At 61.9% G+C, this 15,775-nt stretch carries 13 protein-coding genes; 4 read left to right on the top strand and 9 right to left on the bottom strand.

The window, feature by feature from the left end; genetic code table 11:
* Window positions 1-168: 168 nt before the first annotated feature.
* Window positions 169-2,286 (top strand): mechanosensitive ion channel domain-containing protein, encoded by a 2,118-nt coding sequence (locus JIO00_RS26155; protein WP_200667127.1) that lies wholly within the window; start codon window positions 169-171, stop codon window positions 2,284-2,286.
* Window positions 2,287-2,383: 97 nt separating this feature from the next.
* Here JIO00_RS26155 and JIO00_RS26150 read toward each other — a convergent pair whose 3' ends face one another.
* Window positions 2,384-6,709: a DEAD/DEAH box helicase gene (locus JIO00_RS26150; RefSeq protein ID WP_200667125.1), complete on the bottom strand. Its 4,326-nt coding sequence runs from the start codon at window positions 6,707-6,709 to the stop codon at window positions 2,384-2,386.
* A gap of 308 nt (window positions 6,710-7,017) precedes the next feature.
* Between JIO00_RS26150 and JIO00_RS26145 the strand changes: the two genes are divergently transcribed.
* Window positions 7,018-7,902 (top strand): sugar nucleotide-binding protein, encoded by an 885-nt coding sequence (locus JIO00_RS26145; protein ID WP_010467310.1) that lies wholly within the window; start codon window positions 7,018-7,020, stop codon window positions 7,900-7,902.
* Entirely contained in the window at window positions 7,895-8,824 is a 930-nt protein-coding gene (locus JIO00_RS26140) for an NAD-dependent epimerase/dehydratase family protein (RefSeq protein ID WP_010467311.1), read from the top strand. The genes JIO00_RS26145 and JIO00_RS26140 overlap by 8 nt, the downstream gene beginning before the upstream one ends.
* A 75-nt stretch (window positions 8,825-8,899) precedes the next feature.
* Here the strand turns inward: JIO00_RS26140 and JIO00_RS26135 are convergent, their stop codons facing one another.
* The 5 genes from JIO00_RS26135 to JIO00_RS26115 form a co-directional block, all read right to left on the bottom strand.
* Window positions 8,900-9,598, bottom strand: coding sequence for an OmpW/AlkL family protein (locus JIO00_RS26135; protein WP_010467312.1), 699 nt, complete (start codon window positions 9,596-9,598; stop codon window positions 8,900-8,902).
* Window positions 9,599-9,819: 221 nt separating this feature from the next.
* Window positions 9,820-10,332: a DUF3299 domain-containing protein gene (locus JIO00_RS26130; RefSeq protein ID WP_042932995.1), complete on the bottom strand. Its 513-nt coding sequence runs from the start codon at window positions 10,330-10,332 to the stop codon at window positions 9,820-9,822.
* Window positions 10,333-10,343: 11 nt separating this feature from the next.
* The gene (locus JIO00_RS26125) at window positions 10,344-11,609 is read right to left on the bottom strand and encodes an ABC transporter permease (RefSeq protein ID WP_102593808.1); all 1,266 of its coding nucleotides are present in this window, start codon (window positions 11,607-11,609) and stop codon (window positions 10,344-10,346) included.
* Window position 11,610: 1 nt separating this feature from the next.
* A complete protein-coding gene (locus tag JIO00_RS26120) occupies window positions 11,611-12,321 on the bottom strand; it encodes an ABC transporter ATP-binding protein (RefSeq protein WP_200667123.1) in 711 nt (236 codons plus the stop codon).
* A gap of 163 nt (window positions 12,322-12,484) precedes the next feature.
* Window positions 12,485-13,063: a DUF2796 domain-containing protein gene (locus tag JIO00_RS26115; protein WP_077749239.1), complete on the bottom strand. Its 579-nt coding sequence runs from the start codon at window positions 13,061-13,063 to the stop codon at window positions 12,485-12,487.
* A 134-nt stretch (window positions 13,064-13,197) separates the two neighbouring features.
* On the opposite strand from JIO00_RS26115, the gene JIO00_RS26110 reads away from it, so the two are divergent.
* Window positions 13,198-13,545 carry a hypothetical protein gene (locus JIO00_RS26110; protein WP_010467317.1) on the top strand — a complete coding sequence of 116 codons (348 nt, stop codon included), beginning with the start codon at window positions 13,198-13,200 and terminating at the stop codon, window positions 13,543-13,545.
* Here JIO00_RS26110 and trxA read toward each other — a convergent pair.
* From trxA to JIO00_RS26095, 3 genes are all read right to left on the bottom strand, one after another.
* A complete protein-coding gene (gene trxA / locus JIO00_RS26105) occupies window positions 13,542-14,414 on the bottom strand; it encodes a thioredoxin (protein WP_200667121.1) in 873 nt (290 codons plus the stop codon). The two genes, JIO00_RS26110 and trxA, sit on opposite strands and share 4 nt — an antisense overlap.
* A 186-nt stretch (window positions 14,415-14,600) precedes the next feature.
* On the bottom strand, window positions 14,601-15,257 hold the full coding sequence (locus tag JIO00_RS26100) for a class I SAM-dependent methyltransferase (RefSeq protein ID WP_102593810.1): 657 nt from the start codon (window positions 15,255-15,257) through the stop codon (window positions 14,601-14,603).
* Complete coding sequence (locus tag JIO00_RS26095) at window positions 15,254-15,718, bottom strand: YbaY family lipoprotein (protein ID WP_042932997.1); 465 nt, start codon at window positions 15,716-15,718, stop codon at window positions 15,254-15,256. Before JIO00_RS26095 ends, JIO00_RS26100 begins: the two co-directional genes overlap by 4 nt.
* Between the last annotated feature and the right edge of the window lie 57 nt (window positions 15,719-15,775).

Genomic DNA, 15,775 nt, shown 5'->3' with positions numbered 1-15,775 from the left:
ATCTGAGGAGCCAGGTTTGCAGGTTTTTGGGGGGCGCTTCGCACCCCAGCGGGAACAAGCTCCCTCGCCATAGGGGAACTTGCTGGCCGTTATCTCGGGGTGAAAACCGAACTTGCCCGCCATTTCCCGATCAGTTCCTTACAGACCCTTCCCAAGGAGCTTCCCGTTTTGCTCAAGTTCAAGACCGCGATACTGCTGGGGGCGTTGCTGTTTCTGGGCAGCAACGAGTTGGAAGCCGTCACGCTGCCGGGTGTTCCCGCCGCTGCCGAGGAGCCTGCTACGCCTGAACCGTTGGTCCAGGGCGGCCTGCTCGGGGCCATCAGCTCCAGCATCGACGACGTTCAGGACAAGCTCGACCTCAACGAAGACCTGGTCGATGCCTGGCGCCTGCGGGCGGACCGGGCGGCGAATGAGGTGGACAAACTGGTCAATCGACCTTCTAACCGTTCCGGCTGGAGCGTGATTGGCGACTTCCTGATGTTGTCCGGCGTCTGGCTCGGCAGCTTTGCCTTGCTCACCGTGCTCGGTGGGATACTCGCCAAACGCTTGAACCAGGGCCGCTTTCCGCGAACCCGCCAGCGCAGTCAGGATCTGCTCAATTATGTGTTGCCTTACACGCTACCGGCCCTGATCTGCTTGCCGTTGACCCTTTACGTCAGCCATTTCCTGCCTGCCTCGGTGGGCCGTGCGCTGGCGCTGTGTTTCGCCTACGCCACCAGCAGCGGCATTTTTTCGACCTCGATGCTGCTCTGCGTGATTGTCATGTTCAACACCGGCCACAAGCGCACGGCAGTGCAGATCATCCGCGATTTCTGCCCACGACCGCTGTTCCTGATCGGTTTCCTTGCCGCGCTCAGCGATGCGCTGACCAGCCCGCAGATCGCCCGGCAACTGGGCGGTAACATCACCAGCAGCGCTGCCGTGCTCACCGGTTTTTTCGTCTCGATCATCTTCGGCTTATTGGTGATTCGATTGAGGCGCCCGGTGGCGCATCTGATCCGTAACCGGCCCTTGGCCCAGCGCCTCAAACAGCCGTCGCTGCAGGAATCCCTGCGGATCTTTTCCGGGCTCTGGTACTGGCCGATCCTGCTGATGGTGATGGTTTCGGCGATCAACCTGCTCGGCGTCGGCGATGACAATCAGAAGGCGCTGCGCTGTGCGTTGTTCACCACTATCCTGCTGATCGCCACGGTGTTTCTCAGCACAATTTTCCAGCACATGTTCAAGTCGCGCCAGGTTGAAGCGATCCAGCGCAGCAGCGCTTACAAGGAGCGTTTTCTCAGTCTGCTGCATGCGCTGCTACGAATCATCATGGCCGTGGCTTTCATCGAAATCCTTGGGCGGATCTGGGGCGTGTCGCTGTTCGAATTCGCCGAACAAAACAAGGTAGGGCGGGCAATCAGTGATTCGTTGAGCAGCATGGGGCTGATCTTTCTGGTGACCTGGTTGCTGTGGGTGGTGCTCGATACGGCGATCCAGGAAGCGCTGAAACCGCCGGTCAACAAACGCACGACGCAGCCGAGTACGCGGGTCAAAACCATTCTGCCGCTGCTGCGCAACGCGATCAAAATCATCCTGGTGGTGATCTGCGCAATTACCACCATGGCCAACCTTGGGATCAACGTTGCGCCGTTGCTGGCGGGTGCCGGGGTGGTCGGCCTGGCCATCGGTTTTGGTTCGCAGCAATTGGTGCAGGACGTGATCACCGGGTTGTTCATCATCATCGAAGACACGCTGTCGATCGGCGACTGGGTGGTGCTCGACTCCGGCCATGCCGGGACGGTCGAAGGCCTGACCATCCGCACCTTGCGCCTGCGGGACGGCAAGGGTTTCGTGCACTCGGTGCCGTTCGGGCAGATCAAGGCCGTGACCAACCAATCGCGGCAGTTTGCCTATGCGTTTTTCTCGGTGCAGTTCACCTACGACACCGATGTCGACAAAGCGATCGAACTGATCCGTGAGGCGGGGGATTCGATCCGCGAGGACGCGTTTCTCAAGTACAACCTGCAAGGGCCGCTGGATGTGTTTGGCGTCGACAAAATGGACCTCAACGGCGTGGTGCTGACGGCGCAGTTCCGCACGGTGTCGGGGGGGCAATATGCGGTGAGCCGGGCATTTAACCAACGGTTGAAGAAGCTTGTGGATAACAGCCCGTGCGTGCATTTCGCGCAGACTTATCCACAGCAGGTTTTGATGCCGAGGCAGGCGATGGCCGGGCAGGAAGACGACGGGCCGGCGCCGGAGAATTCGCCGGTGTTGTTACCGGATCAGCCGCGTACTCAATAACACCGCAAACCTTGCAGGAGCGAGGCTTGCCCGCGAAGGGCGCACCGCGGTGTATCAGTAGAACAGTGTCTTCGTTCTTCGCGGGCAAGCCTCGCTCCTACAGGGGATTGTGGCGGATCAGCTTGCTGTGTAATTCAGCAGCCGATTGCTGATCCAGCTCGACCCAGAAAACCTGCTTGCCAGCAATCTCGGCCGCCGCCGGCAACCCATCTCGATACACCAGCCGATTACTCGCCAACGCCGGCACCTTCGCTCCGGGCAGTAACGTCCCGGCAAGGTTCAGCGGATCAACCCCGCACACCGCGATCAAACTCCCGTCATGCGGCCGGCGCCGGACTTCGCGCAGCAATGGAATGGCCTCAGGCAACGCAAATTGCTCGCCAGCCAAACCGCTGACAAACCGTCCACCGCGAATCTCCCCCCTAGCCTCCAGCCGATGGAACGTGCGCAGCAATTCCCGCCAACTCGGCAACCAATCCGCTTCCCGTTCCAGCAAGCGCCAGAACACCACGCCGTAGCGTCTCAGCAACGTCATGGCGATGTGTTCCAGGGTGTCGCTCGGCGTCGGCGTCGGGCGCTTGTTATCCACAACCGGCGCGGCAGGACCACGTCGCAGCAAGGCCCAGCGCCCGGCATCGTCCATCCCGCCGACAAACGCCCCACGCCCACGTCGGCTGCTGCGGTTCTGTCGCTTGCTGGCCGGGGTGATCAGCGCTCGCAGGCCGGCGAAACTGTCGGCGTTCACCAGTCCGGCGCCGACCAGTTCCTGCAAGGCGATTTCTAGCTCGGTGCGCAGCAGGTGCGCCTCGTGAATCAGCTCATCGAAAAACAGCGCGCCATGTTGGCTGAGTGCTTCGTAGACCTTTTGCGTCTTGGGCGACAGTTCGCTGACCGGGGTCTGCTCGGTCAGGCTGCTCCACAACCCGACCTGGCTGCGCGGTAGCAGCAGAATCGGTGTACTGCGCAACGCCGTGCCGGCCGTCTTGTTGCGCGCGGTCAGGCGGGTCCAGACTAGCTTGCCGCTGCGGCACAGGTCGTCCAGCCAACTTGCCGAATAGCCTTTGATCCGCATCGGCAGAATGTCGCTGTCCCAGGCTGAAGCGGCAGCGGGATAGCCTTCGAACTGCGCGACGATGGCCGGCAGCACCGCGTTGCCCTGGCCCTGAGTCGCGCCGGACAAGTGCTGCCAGTCGAACAGAAAGCGCATGAAATCCTGCAACGCCACCGGTTCGATTTCCCGTCGCAGACGCTTGACCGTGTAGCGATGAATCCGCGCCAGCAGGTGCCGCTCACACCATTCGTCCTCAGTGGCGCCAGGGGTGAATTGACCACGCAGCACATAACCTTCGCGCTCCAGTTGCGCCAGCGCTTGGGTGACTTCAATGGCCGGCAATCCCAAAGGTTCGGCAATCGCTTGCAACGGCAGTGGGCCAAACGCACTGAGCCGCGCGCGAATCACTTCCAGCACGGCTTCGTCCGTTTCCCAGACCTCATCAAATCCCGGTAGCGCCTCCAGCGGAGGCAGCCAATCTGCCTGTGGATAAATCGCCCGCAGGCAGGTCAGACGCTCCAACGCCAACCACAGCGATTGCCCGGCATTGAGCTGCAAACGGCTGGTGCGACCGCTTGCAGCGAGGACGTTGAGCCAGTCGAGCCAATGCGCATTGGCCTGTGCCTCGGCATCGGTGATGCACGCCAGGCTCATCAAGGCTTCGTGCATTTCATCGACGCCCGTCGGGGCTGGCCAGGCTTCGTCGCGCACCGCTTGAATCGCTTCGGCATCCAGCGCACCGAGGTCGTCGGTGGACTGCGGGTCGGTCCAGCGTCGGTTGAGCACCGCTTGGGTGCGGCGTTCTTCCAGCGGCGCATCGTCGAGAAAGGTATAGGGGCGGGCGCTGAGGATTTCTGCTGCCAGCGGCGAGGGCGCCGGCAAATCGCGGCTGATCAGCCGGACGTCGCCGCTTTCCATACGCCGCAAAAGTGCCAGCCAGCCTTCGCTGTCCATGGCCTCGTGCAGGCAATCGTCGAGGGTTTGCTCCACCAACGGATGCTCGGGCACTTCGCGTTCACCGGCGAGGTTTTCCACGCAGGCAATCTGATCGGGAAACACGCTGGCGATCAGGTCTTCGCTTTTCATGCGCTGGATCTGCGGCGCGACTTTGCGCCCTCCGGTATAGCGCGGCAGCGCCAGTGCGACCCCGGCGTTCCAGCGCCAGCGCACGCCGAACAGCGGCGCATCGAGTATCGCCTGGATCAACAGGTGCTCGGCGGTGTTGCTGTGAACATAGCGCCAGACGTCGTCGAGTTCGAAGCTGTGGCTGGTGGACAGCGACAGCACGATTGCGTCTTCGCTGGCGGCGGCCTGCAATTCGAAGTTGAAGGTGCGGCAGAACCGCTTGCGCAAGGCCAGGCCCCAGGCGCGGTTGATGCGACTGCCGAACGGCGAGTGGATGATCAGTTGCGTGCCGCCGGATTCGTCGAAAAACCGTTCCATCAGCAGCGTGTCTTGCGAGGGCAGGGCGCCCAATGTCAGGCGTGCGCGGGCCAGGTAATCCACCAGTTGCTCGGCGCTGGCGAGGTTCAGGCCGAGGGTGTCGGTCAGCCAGTCGATGGCCGGTTGCAAGTTACCCGGTGTGGCGCCGAGCAGGTCATCGAGCTGCGCTTGCAGGCGCGCGACGGCGAATGACAATTCAGCGCTGCGTCCCGGTGCTTCCCCAAGCCAGAACGGAATGGTCGGCGGCTGGCCCTGAGCATCTTCGACCCGGACCTTGCCGGTTTCGACGCGCAGGATCCGGTACGACGTATTGCCCAACTGGAAGATATCCCCGGCGATGCTTTCCACGGCAAAGTCTTCGTTGACGCTGCCGATGTTCAGCCCCTGAGGCTCCAGCAGCACGCTGTAATCGGCATTGTCCGGAATCGTTCCGCCGCTGGTCACCGCCGTCAGTTTGCTGCCCCTACGACCGCGCAACGTGCGGGTCACGGCGTCGCGGTGCAGGTAGGCGCTGCGAATCCCCTGGCGACCGTTGTAGCCCTCGGCGAGCATATTCAGCAGCGCCTGGTAATGCTTTTCGTCGAGGTCGGCGTAGGGCGAGGCTTTGCGGAACATCTCCAGTAAGGCCTGCTCCTGCCATTCCTGGCAGCTGACTTCGGCGATGATCTGCTGCGCCAAGACATCCAGCGGCGCCTTGGGAATCTGCAGGGTGTCGAGTTCGCCACGGAGCACGCAGTCGAGCAGGGCGGCGCATTCGATCAAGTCATCGCGGGTGGTGGCGAACAAACGGCCCTTGGGCGTGCCGCCGACCTGGTGCCCGGAGCGGCCTACCCGTTGCAGAAAACCGGCAATCGAGCGCGGCGAGGCGATCTGGCACACCAGGTCGACGTCGCCTATGTCGATCCCCAGCTCCAGCGAGGCCGTGGCGATCAGCACTTGCAGCTCGCCGCGCTTGAGCCGCTGTTCTGCGTCGAGGCGAAACTCCTTGGCCAGGCTGCCGTGGTGCGCGGCGACGGCCTCCTTGCCGAGGCGTTCGCTCAAGTGCCGGCTCAAGCGCTCGGCCAGGCGTCGGGTGTTGACGAAAATCAGCGTGGTGCGGTGTTCGCGGGCAAGGGCGGCGAGGCGGTCGTAGACCCGTTCCCAGACATCGTTGGCCATCACTGCCGAGAGCGGCACTGGCGGCACTTCGATGTCCAGATCCCGTGGGCGGGCGTGGCCGATGTCGATGATTTCGCACTCGCGGTCACGGCCCACAAGGAAGCGCGAGACCGCTTCGATGGGTTTTTGCGTGGCAGACAGGCCTATCCGCATCAGCGGGACCGCGCACAGCGCCTGCAGTCGTTCGAGGCTCAAGGCCAGATGGCTGCCGCGTTTGCTGGCGGCGATGGCGTGGATTTCGTCGACGATCACCGTGCGCGTGGTACCGAGCATCTGCCGGCCGGAATCGGAACCAAGCAGCACGTAGAGGGACTCCGGGGTGGTCACCAGAATGTGCGGCGCTGTTCGGCGCATGGCCGAGCGGTCTTTTTGCGGCGTATCGCCGGTGCGCACGGCGGTGTTGATCTGCAATTCGGGCAGGCCCATGACGCGCAATTGCTCGGTGATGCCGGCCAGCGGGTTTTGCAGGTTGATCTGGATGTCGTTGGACAGGGCTTTGAGCGGTGAGACGTAGACCACCAGGGTTTCGTCGGGCAACCCGCCTTCATTTTCCAGGCCGCGATGGACCAGGTCGTCAATGACCGCGAGGAAGGCCGTGAGGGTTTTGCCGGACCCGGTGGGCGCGGCGATCAGGGTCGAGCGGTGCTGGCGGATCAACGGCCACGCCCGGGCCTGGGCGGCGGTGACCGTCGGGAAGGTATTGCTGAACCAGGCGCTGACGGCGGGGTGGAAGCCTGCCAGGGCCGCGTCCGTGGGGATGGGCAGATTCATTGGGTAATTTATGCGGGTGGGGGACTGAAGATGCAAGTACCGCTCAAGACCTTCATTGTTTCCAATGGCCTCATCGCGAGCAGGCTCGCTCCCACATTGGATTTGTGTGCGCCGCAGCCCCCTGTGGGAGCGAGCCTGCTCGCGATGGGGTCGGGACAGGCACCACAAATCCCGGGGATCTACACTTTACGGATGACGGTTGCGCACTAAACCCGCAAAATGCAACGATTCCGGCAACTATCAACGACATCGCCCACGGGCGCTGTCGATAAAGCCATCGTTCCAATCAGACTGGGCCTGCTGACTCTATGCGAATGCGCCTTATGTTACTGGGCGGCGGAAATGCCCTTGGGCAGGCGCTGATTCGCCTCGGTGCGGAGGAAGACATCGGTTTCCTCGCCCCCCGCCCACCGCAAGACGGCTGGGATGCCGCGAGCCTGACGCAACTGCTCGACGACACCCGCCCGGACGCGTTGATCAATCTCGCCTACTACTTCGACTGGTTTCAGGCGGAGACGGTCAGCGAACAGCGTCTGGCCGGGCAGGAGCGGGCGATCGAGCGTCTGGCCGAACTGTGCCAGCATCACAACATCGTGCTGCTGCAACCGTCGAGCTATCGCGTGTTCGACGGCTCCCGGGCGACCGCCTACAGCGAAAAAGACGAACCGGTGCCATTGGGCTTGCGCGGTCAGGCCTTGTGGCGGATCGAACAAAGCGTGCGCGCTACCTGCCCGCAACACGTGCTGTTGCGTTTCGGCTGGCTGCTCGATGACAGCCCCGACGGCACACTCGGGCGCTTCCTCGGTCGCGCCGAACAGCCTGAAGAATTGCTGATGGCCGACGACCGCCGGGGCAACCCGACTCCGGTCGACGACGCGGCGCGGGTGATCATTTCGGTACTCAAGCAGCTCGATTGTGCGGCGCCGCTGTGGGGCACCTATCATTACGCCGGGCATGAGGCGACCACGCCGCTGGCGCTGGGGCAGGCGATCCTGACCGAAGCCCGCAGCCTGCATCCGCTGGCCATCGAAGCGCCGACCGCCCAGGCTCACGCCGCGCGCCCGGACGCCGCCGAAGAGCCGCAACACGCGGTGCTGGCCTGCAAGAAAATACTGCACACCTTCGGAATCAAGCCCCGCGCCTGGCGCGCGGCACTCCCGGGCTTACTGGATAGGTTCTATCGCCATGGCTGACGGCCCTGTTTTAATCACCGGCGGCGCCGGTTTTATCGGCTCGCACCTGACCGATGCCTTGCTTGCCAAAGGCCATTCGGTGCGAATTCTTGATGACTTGTCCACCGGCAAACGCAGCAACCTGCCGCTGGACAATCCCAAGGTCGAACTCGTTGTGGGTGACGTCGCCGATGCTGCGCTGGTGGCCCAGGCCATGCTCGGTTGCAGCGCCGTGGCGCATCTGGCCGCGGTGGCGTCAGTGCAGGCCTCGGTGGACGATCCGGTGAAGACTCACCGCAGCAATTTCATCGGCTCGCTGAATGTCTGCGAAGCCATGCGTCAGGCTGGCGTCAAGCGAGTGCTGTACGCCTCCAGCGCGGCGGTCTACGGCAACAATGGCGAAGGCGAGTCGATCGATGAAGACACGCCCAAGGCGCCATTGACACCGTATGCGTCGGACAAACTGGCCAGCGAGTATTACTTCGATTTCTACCGTCGCCAGCATGGTCTGGAGCCGGTGATTTTCCGCTTCTTCAACATTTTCGGACCGCGTCAGGATCCATCCTCGCCGTATTCCGGCGTGATCAGTATTTTCAGCGAGCGCGCGCAGAAAGGCCTGCCGATCACCGTGTTTGGCGATGGCGAGCAGACACGCGATTTCGTCTACGTTGAAGATTTGGTGGATTTGTTGGTGCAAGCCATCGAGCAACCGCAGGTCGAAGTCGGCGCGGTCAATGTTGGCTGGAACCAGGCAACTTCTCTCAAGCAAATGCTTGAGGCGCTGGAGGTGGTGGTCGGTCAATTACCCCCGGTGAGTTACGGCCCGGCACGTTCCGGTGACATCCGCCACTCGCGAGCGAACAATCGGCGGTTGCTGGAGCGGTTTACCTACCCTGAGCAGACGCCGATGAATGTTGGCTTGGCGCGGTTGTTGGGACGATAGATCGTTCCCATCACGGAGCGTGGGAACGATCATGAAAAAGGCGCCTTTCGAGGCGCCTTTTTTTTGTGCGTGGGTTTAGAACTTGTAACCCAGGCCAACCATGTAGATGAACGGGTCGACGTCCACATCGACCTTGGCACGAGTACCCGGCGCCACGGCGTTGTTTTCCACGGTCGCCGTGGTGTCGATGTCGATGTAGCGCACCTGGGCGTTGAGCATGATGTTGTCGGTGATCATGTAGTCAGCACCAACCTGAAACGCCATGCCCCAAGAGTTATCCGCCTTGAAATTGCTGAAGCCGTTGGCTTGTGCTTCGCTGCCGACGTGCTCGTCGTAGATCCAGGTGTAGTTGATGCCGGCGCCGACATATGGCTGGAATACAGACTTCGCGTCCAGTGGGTAGTACACAACGCTCAGGGTTGGCGGCAGGTGTTTCAGGGTGCCGAGTTTGCCGTTGGCTGCGCCCAGGGCGGTGCCTTTGATCTTCACGTCATGCTCGAATGGCGAGGCGGCGAGCAGTTCGATCCCCCAGTGGCTGTCGATCATGTAAGCGAAGTTCAGACCCAGTTGCGTGTCGCTGCTCATGGTCGCCTTGCCACCCAGGTCGGCGCCGGCCAGAGGGCCTTGATCGACCTTGACGCTGGAGCTGTCGGCTTTCGGGTTGACGGTGATTGCACCGGCACGAACCAGGATGTCACCGGCTTCGTGGGCGTAAGCGAGCGGGGCTGCGAGCGCGACGGCAAACAGCGAAGCGCTGAGCAAGGACTTGTGCATAGGAGCTCCAAAGGACGTTAAAAATATTCGATGTCCAATGGTACGGAGGCGTCTGATACGGTCTTTTGACTCAGCTCAATGAAACAGTGATGGCCTTGTTTTTGTTGTGCGGCAGATGGCCTCATCGCGAGCAGGCTTGCTCCCACAGAGATTAGGTGATCCCCTGTGGTAGCAAGCCTGCTCGCGATAGCTATCGATCAAGCAATACAGAATCGCCGGATTCACTCCGGCAATTCATACACGTAAATCTTGTCCGCCTCCATTTGATACCCCGCGTCCGCCAACTCGCTGGTCGACGCTTTGACCTGCAACGCGCCCTCGATCCAGTACGGCTGATACAGCTCATCCAGCTTCACGCCCACTTCGCTTTTCACGTGCACGATCTGGTTCGACGGCGGTGGCGGCACATGGATGCAGGCGCCGAAATACGGCACCAGCAAAAACTCCGTGGTGCGACCTTCCTCGCTCACTTCCAGCGGCACGATGTAACCCGGCAAGCGAATGTTCTGCCCGTCGAGGTTTTTCACCACAGGTGCATTGGGCATGTCTTGTCTGGCGGCGGGCGCCGATTCCAGCGCGCTGCTCATCTGCGACAGGTCGTGCAGCGGTGTCATGTTCGGCACTTCCGGTGCGGCGTCCGGCGGGATCATTTCCGACCAGGTCAGCTCTTTCGGCTCGGCCGCCCACAGCGGCAGGGCGACCAGCATCAACAGCGCAAGCAGAGCGCGGGGCATCATTAACGTCCTCATAGTCGGATCGACAGGCCATCGGCCAGGGATTGGCGATACGCGCGCCACGCCGGCACGCTGCCCATCAGCAACGCGGCGATCAGGATGCCACCGAGCAGCGTCCATTCATACTCGCTGGGCCAGGCGAGTGGCAGGTACAAACCGTAATTGGCTTGCACATAGCCTTGGGCCAGGGCGATGCCCACATACAAAAGCCCCAGCCCGGCCATTACGCCGGCCAGCGCCAAGGCAAACGCCTCCAGCACCAGCAACGTCGCAATGTGCCAGGGCCGGGCGCCGACCGAGCGCAGAATCGCCATCTCGCGCCGTCGTTCGTTGAGGCTGGTGAGAATCGCCGTGAGCATGCCGATCAAACCGGTCAGCACCACAAACAGCGACACCACGAACAAGGCTTTTTCCGCCGTGCTCATCAAACTCCACAGCTCTTGCAGCGCCACACCGGGGAGGATCGCCAACATCGGCTCGCCACGGAATTCGTTGATCTCGCGCTGCACGGCGAACGTCGAAATCTTGCTGTTGAGGCCGAGCATGAAGGCGGTGATCGCTTGTGGCGTCAGGTCCATGTTGCGTGCCTGATCGGCGCTGATCCGGCCTTTGCCCTGGGCCGGCACGCCGTTGTGCCAGTCGACGTGAATCGCTTCCATGCCGCCGAGGCTGATGTGCAGCGTGCGGTCCACCGGGGTGCCGGTGCGTTTGAGAATGCCGACTACGGTGAACGGTTTGTCGTCGTGCTTGACCAGGCTGATCACTGCCACGCCGTGGGCCAGAACCAGTTTGTCGCCGAGTTTGTAATGCAGCGCATCGGCCACTTCGGCCCCGAGCACCACTTCGAACGGATCGCTGGCGAAGGCGCGGCCATCGGCCACTTCGAGGTGCTGTTGATGGCCGTATTGGTAGTGCTCGAAGTACGCCTCGGTGGTGCCCATCACGCGATAACCGCGATGGGAATCGCCGAGGGACATCGGGATCGCCCACTTCACTTTCGGGTTGTTGGCGAAGTGTTCGAAGCTGTCCCAACGAATGTTGTTGGTGGCGTTGCCGATGCGGAACACCGAGTACAGCAACAGGTTCACCGAACCGGAACGCGCGCCGACGATCAGGTCGGTGCCGCTGATGGTGCTGGCGAAACTGGCCTTGGCTTCGGTGCGCACCCGTTCCACGGCCAACAGCAGGCAGACCGACAGGGCAATGGCGAACGCGGTGAGGATCGCGGTAAAGCGGCGGTTAGCCAGGCTGGCCAGGGCTAGACGAAACAAATACATCTCAGACCTCGAACGGGGTGGCGGCGCGATTGAGTTCGGCCAGCGACAGGTGGCGATCGAACAGCGGCGCGAGGCTTTGATCGTGGCTGACAAACAACAGGCTCGAGCCGGCTTCACGGCATTCGGCGAACAGCAGGCGAATGAAGTTTTCGCGAGCGTCGTAGTCCAGGGCCGAGGTCGGTTCGTCGGCGATCACCAGCTCCGGCTGACCAATCAACGCGCGCGCGGCGGCGACCCGTTGCTGCTGGCCGATGGACAGCGAATCGGCGCGGCGGCTGAGGAGGCTTTCATCCTTCAGGCCCAAGTGAGCCAGCAAAGTGGCGGCGGCCTGGTCGACGCTGCCGTGGCGCTGTTTCGCCCGCTCGGCGCGCAGTTTGGAAAAGTGGCAGGGCAGCTCGACGTTCTCGCGCACCGAGAGAAACGGCAGCAGGTTGAACTGCTGGAAGATATAGCCGGTGTGATCGACGCGAAAGCGGTCACGCGCGCCGGCGCCGAGTTCGGTCAGCTCCTGGCCCAGCAGGCGGATGCTGCCGCGATCGGGTTTCTGAACGCCCCCAAGCAGGCCAAGCAGGGTGGTCTTGCCACTACCGCTGGGGCCTTTGAGGAACAGGGTTTCGCCGGGCTCCAGGCGAAACGCCGGGATGTCCAGCAGCGGCGGGTGACCGGGCCAGCTGAAGCTCAGGTCGGACAGTTCGATGAGTGCTTGGGTCATAGCGCCGATTTCATGGGTTTTGGGTACTTGTCTCAATGTCACATCCAACACCGATCCCTGTAGGCGCGAGGCTTGCCCGCGAAGAGGCCATCTCATTCAACGAGATGTTGACTATTAGATGCCTTCGCGGGCAAGCCTCGCTCCTACAGGGGCGGCGGTGAATTCAGAACTTGAGAGCGGCAGCCTTGGCCGTCACTTCAACCCCTTGCTGCCCGCTCGGGCTGATCAGCTGTACCTGAATCTTCTGAGTGGCTGGGAAAGTGTTGAAGATATTGGCCAGGTCCAGGGTTTTCAGCGCGCCTGGGGCTGAGCAGGTGAATTGGTAATGGGCGTGGATTTCGCTGTGGTCGTGGTGATGTTCGTCTTTGGCATCGTGATCGTCGTCAGCATCCGGCTTGTCGCCGAACAACGGGCTTTCCAGTTCCTGGGTCGCCACTACGCAACCGGCGGCTTTCGGCAGGTTGAACAGTGCCAACGGTTTCTCAAGCTGCGCACGAGCGGCGGCCACTTTGGCCTTGTCGGCGTCAGTGGTGGCAGCGTGTTCGAAGCCCACCAGGTTCATCGCCGGGCTTTCCAGCTCCAGCTCCAGGGTCTGACCGTCCAGCGCTGCATTCAGGCGAGCGACGCCATGTTCGTGGGCGCTGAGGCTGCCGTGTTCATGGTCATGATCATGTTCTTCAGCCGCGTGGGCGACGGTCAGCGGCAACAGGGCGAACGGCAGAGCGAGCAGCAGACGGCGCATGGCGGGTCTCCGAAAGTAAAATGAAGAGTTTGTTATGTAATCTTATAACGAAAGTGCGGGGAGTTTGACCGTCTGCTTGGCGTTGCGCAAGTCACATGGGAGCATGCTCGTCAGAAATGTGCAGGAGCAGACTTATGTTGCGTATACGCGGAAGCATCGGCGACTGGCCGGTGGATTTGACGCTGGAGATGGACGACGGCGATTGGGCGCGGCTTGGTGCGCAGTTGCAGGTGGTCAAGCCTGAGGCCAGTGACGCCCCGGCCAAGCCGGTGAATCAGGATGATGCGCTGTGGCAAATCGCCAAGGATTTGCTGCGCAAGGCCGGGCAATTGAGCGGGCCGGATCTGCTGGATCAGTTGGAAGGACTGACCGGCAGCGCGGCGTCGGGCAAGCGCTTGCTGGTGCGTTTGCGTCATTGCGCGGATGTGAAGGTGTCGAGCGGCGGGGATACGCCGCTCTATAGCTGGATCAACGCAGGTTAATAAAGCGCAGCAAACAACTTGCGGCGGTAGGTGGTCACCAACGGGTGATCATTGCCCAGCAGTTCGAACACCTGCAGCAAGGTCTTGTGCGGCAAGCCTTCGCTGTAGCTGCGATTGCGGACGAACAGCTTCAGCAGCGCATCCAGCGCGGCGTCGTACTGCTGGCGGGCCAGTTGCTGGATCGCCAGTTGATACACCGCTTCATCGTCCTGCGGGTTTTTCGCCAGGCGCGCTTTCAGGTCTGCGGCATCCGGCAAATCCTTGGCTTGGCCAAGGAACTGGATTTGCGCCTTGGCGCCGGCCAGTGCCGCTTTGTGCTCGTCGCTTTTCACTGCGTCGAGCACGGTTTGCGCTTCGCCCAGTTCGCCCCGTTCCGTCAGGCAACGGGCGTAGAGGATCAAGGCGGCAGCGTTGGTGTTGTCTTCGCCCAGCAGCACTTTGAGCGCGGCTTCGGCATCGGCGAAACGGCTGTCGTCGAACAGGGCCTGGGCGTGGTCGAATGGATCGGCCGCTGCGGGTGGCGGCATTTGCACATGAGGCTCAAGCATCGCCCGCACGGCAGACTCGGGCTGCGCACCGGCAAAACCGTCCACTGGCTGACCGTCCTTGAACAACACCACGGTCGGCAGGCTGCGAATGCCGAAGCGGGCGACGATGTCCTGTTCGAGATCGCAGTTGACCTTGGCCAGCAGCAATTCGCCCTGGTAGCTCTCGGCGATGGTTTGCAGCAGCGGCATCAGCGATTTGCACGGCGCACACCATTCGGCCCAGAAATCCACCAGCACCGGGTTGTGGAAAGAGTTCTCGATCACCGACTGGTCGAAATCGGCGGTCGTGGCGTCGAAGATGTACGGCGTTTCCTGACTCATGAGGGATCTCGTAAAAGCGTGAATGGGGCAACTATAAGGCTTGGCAGGGTATCGCTGAAAGTGTGGGCGGTCTGACAGGGCGCTTTCGCGGGCAAGTCGGATCGCCGCACCGCTCGCTCCTACAGGCCCACGCCGATTTGAAGACCGACGCCGAACCTGTAGGCGCGAAGCTTGCTCGCGAAGCTTTTAGCGGCGCCGCGCGTGGTAGAGGCTCACATGCCGAAACTCTTCAGGCTCGGCCAGATCAGGCAGGGTCATCGCCTCCAGCATTTCGATACGTTGATAGAGCGGATGCCTGAAATCCCTTACCCGCGAATCCGCCACCAACGCCTCCTGGCCCCGGCTCAAAAACTCATCGAGCAACGGCAGGTTCGCCCGGTCATACAAAACGTCGGCCACCAGAATCAGATCAAACCGATCCGCTTCGGCGAAAAAATCCGTCGAGTAGTTGAGGTGTACGCCATTGAGTTCGGCATTCGCCCGACACGCGGCAATCGCCAGCGGGTCGAGGTCACAGGCCACCACTTCCAGCGCGCCGGCCTTTACTGCCGCAATCCCCGCCACCCCGGAGCCAGCACCGAAATCCAGCACCCGCTTGCCTTCGACCCATTCAGGGAATGCGGCGAGATAGCGGGCAACCGCCAGGCCGCTGGCCCAGCAGAAACTCCAGTAGGGCGGTTCATGCAGAATCCGCCGGGTTTCTTCCGGGCTGAACGCGCGGTCCATGTTATCGCCGTCGATCAGCCAGAGTTTCAGCTCGGTATCGGGCAACGCAACAGGCACAAGCTGCGCATCACCGAGCAATTCACCCAACGCCCGTTGCAGGTCGAGCGGTGCAATCATGGGGCTTTGACGAATTGCAGCTGACCCAAGGCCTGGGTCGTCGGCTGGGTAATGACCTGCGAAGGCAGGTGCAAAATCAACTGGCCGGACTGGCTGGCGCGACCGCGCAATTCAACGCGAACGCCGGCAGGGAACGATTCCGGGTTGAAGCGCAGGTGAAACGGCAGAAGCTGATTGGTGCCGATCAGGCTCGAACTGGCGAGCAATTGTTGCGGGCGGTCCTGGGCATCGATCACCAGCAGCGCCAGTTCAACTTCGGCGCCGGCCGGTATGCCTTGCAGGGTGCCGCTCAGTTCACGCTGATAGGCGGGCAACGGGCCGAGGTTGGCGGACTCCTTGGCTTTTTTCTGCGCGGCCTGTGGGGCGGGCCCTGGTGTTGGCGGCTGGGGCTTGGGCGCATCGCTGCTGCAGGCCACCAGCAGGCTGAAAACACTGAGCAATACGAGTGGTCTTAGGGACATTTGCGGCTCCAGCAAGGTGAAATCCATGGATCAAGCTCTATAGCCAGTCTGTATACC

Source organism: Pseudomonas sp. SW-3, assembly GCF_016615645.1.
GTDB lineage: Bacteria > Pseudomonadota > Gammaproteobacteria > Pseudomonadales > Pseudomonadaceae > Aquipseudomonas > Aquipseudomonas mandelii.
Note: the sequence above shows the minus strand (reverse complement) of the source record. Positions and strands in the feature narration are given on the sequence as shown.

What these genes read in the sequence shown, in the direction of transcription:
- JIO00_RS26150 (WP_200667125.1), bottom strand. Translation starts at nt 6,709, where the DNA reads ATGAATCTGCCCATCCCCACGGACGCGGCCCTGGCAGGCTTCCACCCC.
- JIO00_RS26115 (WP_077749239.1), bottom strand. Translation starts at nt 13,063, where the DNA reads ATGCGCCGTCTGCTGCTCGCTCTGCCGTTCGCCCTGTTGCCGCTGACC.
- JIO00_RS26100 (WP_102593810.1), bottom strand. Translation starts at nt 15,257, where the DNA reads ATGATTGCACCGCTCGACCTGCAACGGGCGTTGGGTGAATTGCTCGGT.
- JIO00_RS26145 (WP_010467310.1), top strand. Translation starts at nt 7,018, where the DNA reads ATGCGAATGCGCCTTATGTTACTGGGCGGCGGAAATGCCCTTGGGCAG.
- JIO00_RS26130 (WP_042932995.1), bottom strand. Translation starts at nt 10,332, where the DNA reads ATGCCCCGCGCTCTGCTTGCGCTGTTGATGCTGGTCGCCCTGCCGCTG.
- trxA (WP_200667121.1), bottom strand. Translation starts at nt 14,414, where the DNA reads ATGAGTCAGGAAACGCCGTACATCTTCGACGCCACGACCGCCGATTTC.
- JIO00_RS26120 (WP_200667123.1), bottom strand. Translation starts at nt 12,321, where the DNA reads ATGACCCAAGCACTCATCGAACTGTCCGACCTGAGCTTCAGCTGGCCC.
- JIO00_RS26095 (WP_042932997.1), bottom strand. Translation starts at nt 15,718, where the DNA reads ATGTCCCTAAGACCACTCGTATTGCTCAGTGTTTTCAGCCTGCTGGTG.
- JIO00_RS26125 (WP_102593808.1), bottom strand. Translation starts at nt 11,609, where the DNA reads ATGTATTTGTTTCGTCTAGCCCTGGCCAGCCTGGCTAACCGCCGCTTT.
- JIO00_RS26110 (WP_010467317.1), top strand. Translation starts at nt 13,198, where the DNA reads ATGTTGCGTATACGCGGAAGCATCGGCGACTGGCCGGTGGATTTGACG.
- JIO00_RS26140 (WP_010467311.1), top strand. Translation starts at nt 7,895, where the DNA reads ATGGCTGACGGCCCTGTTTTAATCACCGGCGGCGCCGGTTTTATCGGC.
- JIO00_RS26135 (WP_010467312.1), bottom strand. Translation starts at nt 9,598, where the DNA reads ATGCACAAGTCCTTGCTCAGCGCTTCGCTGTTTGCCGTCGCGCTCGCA.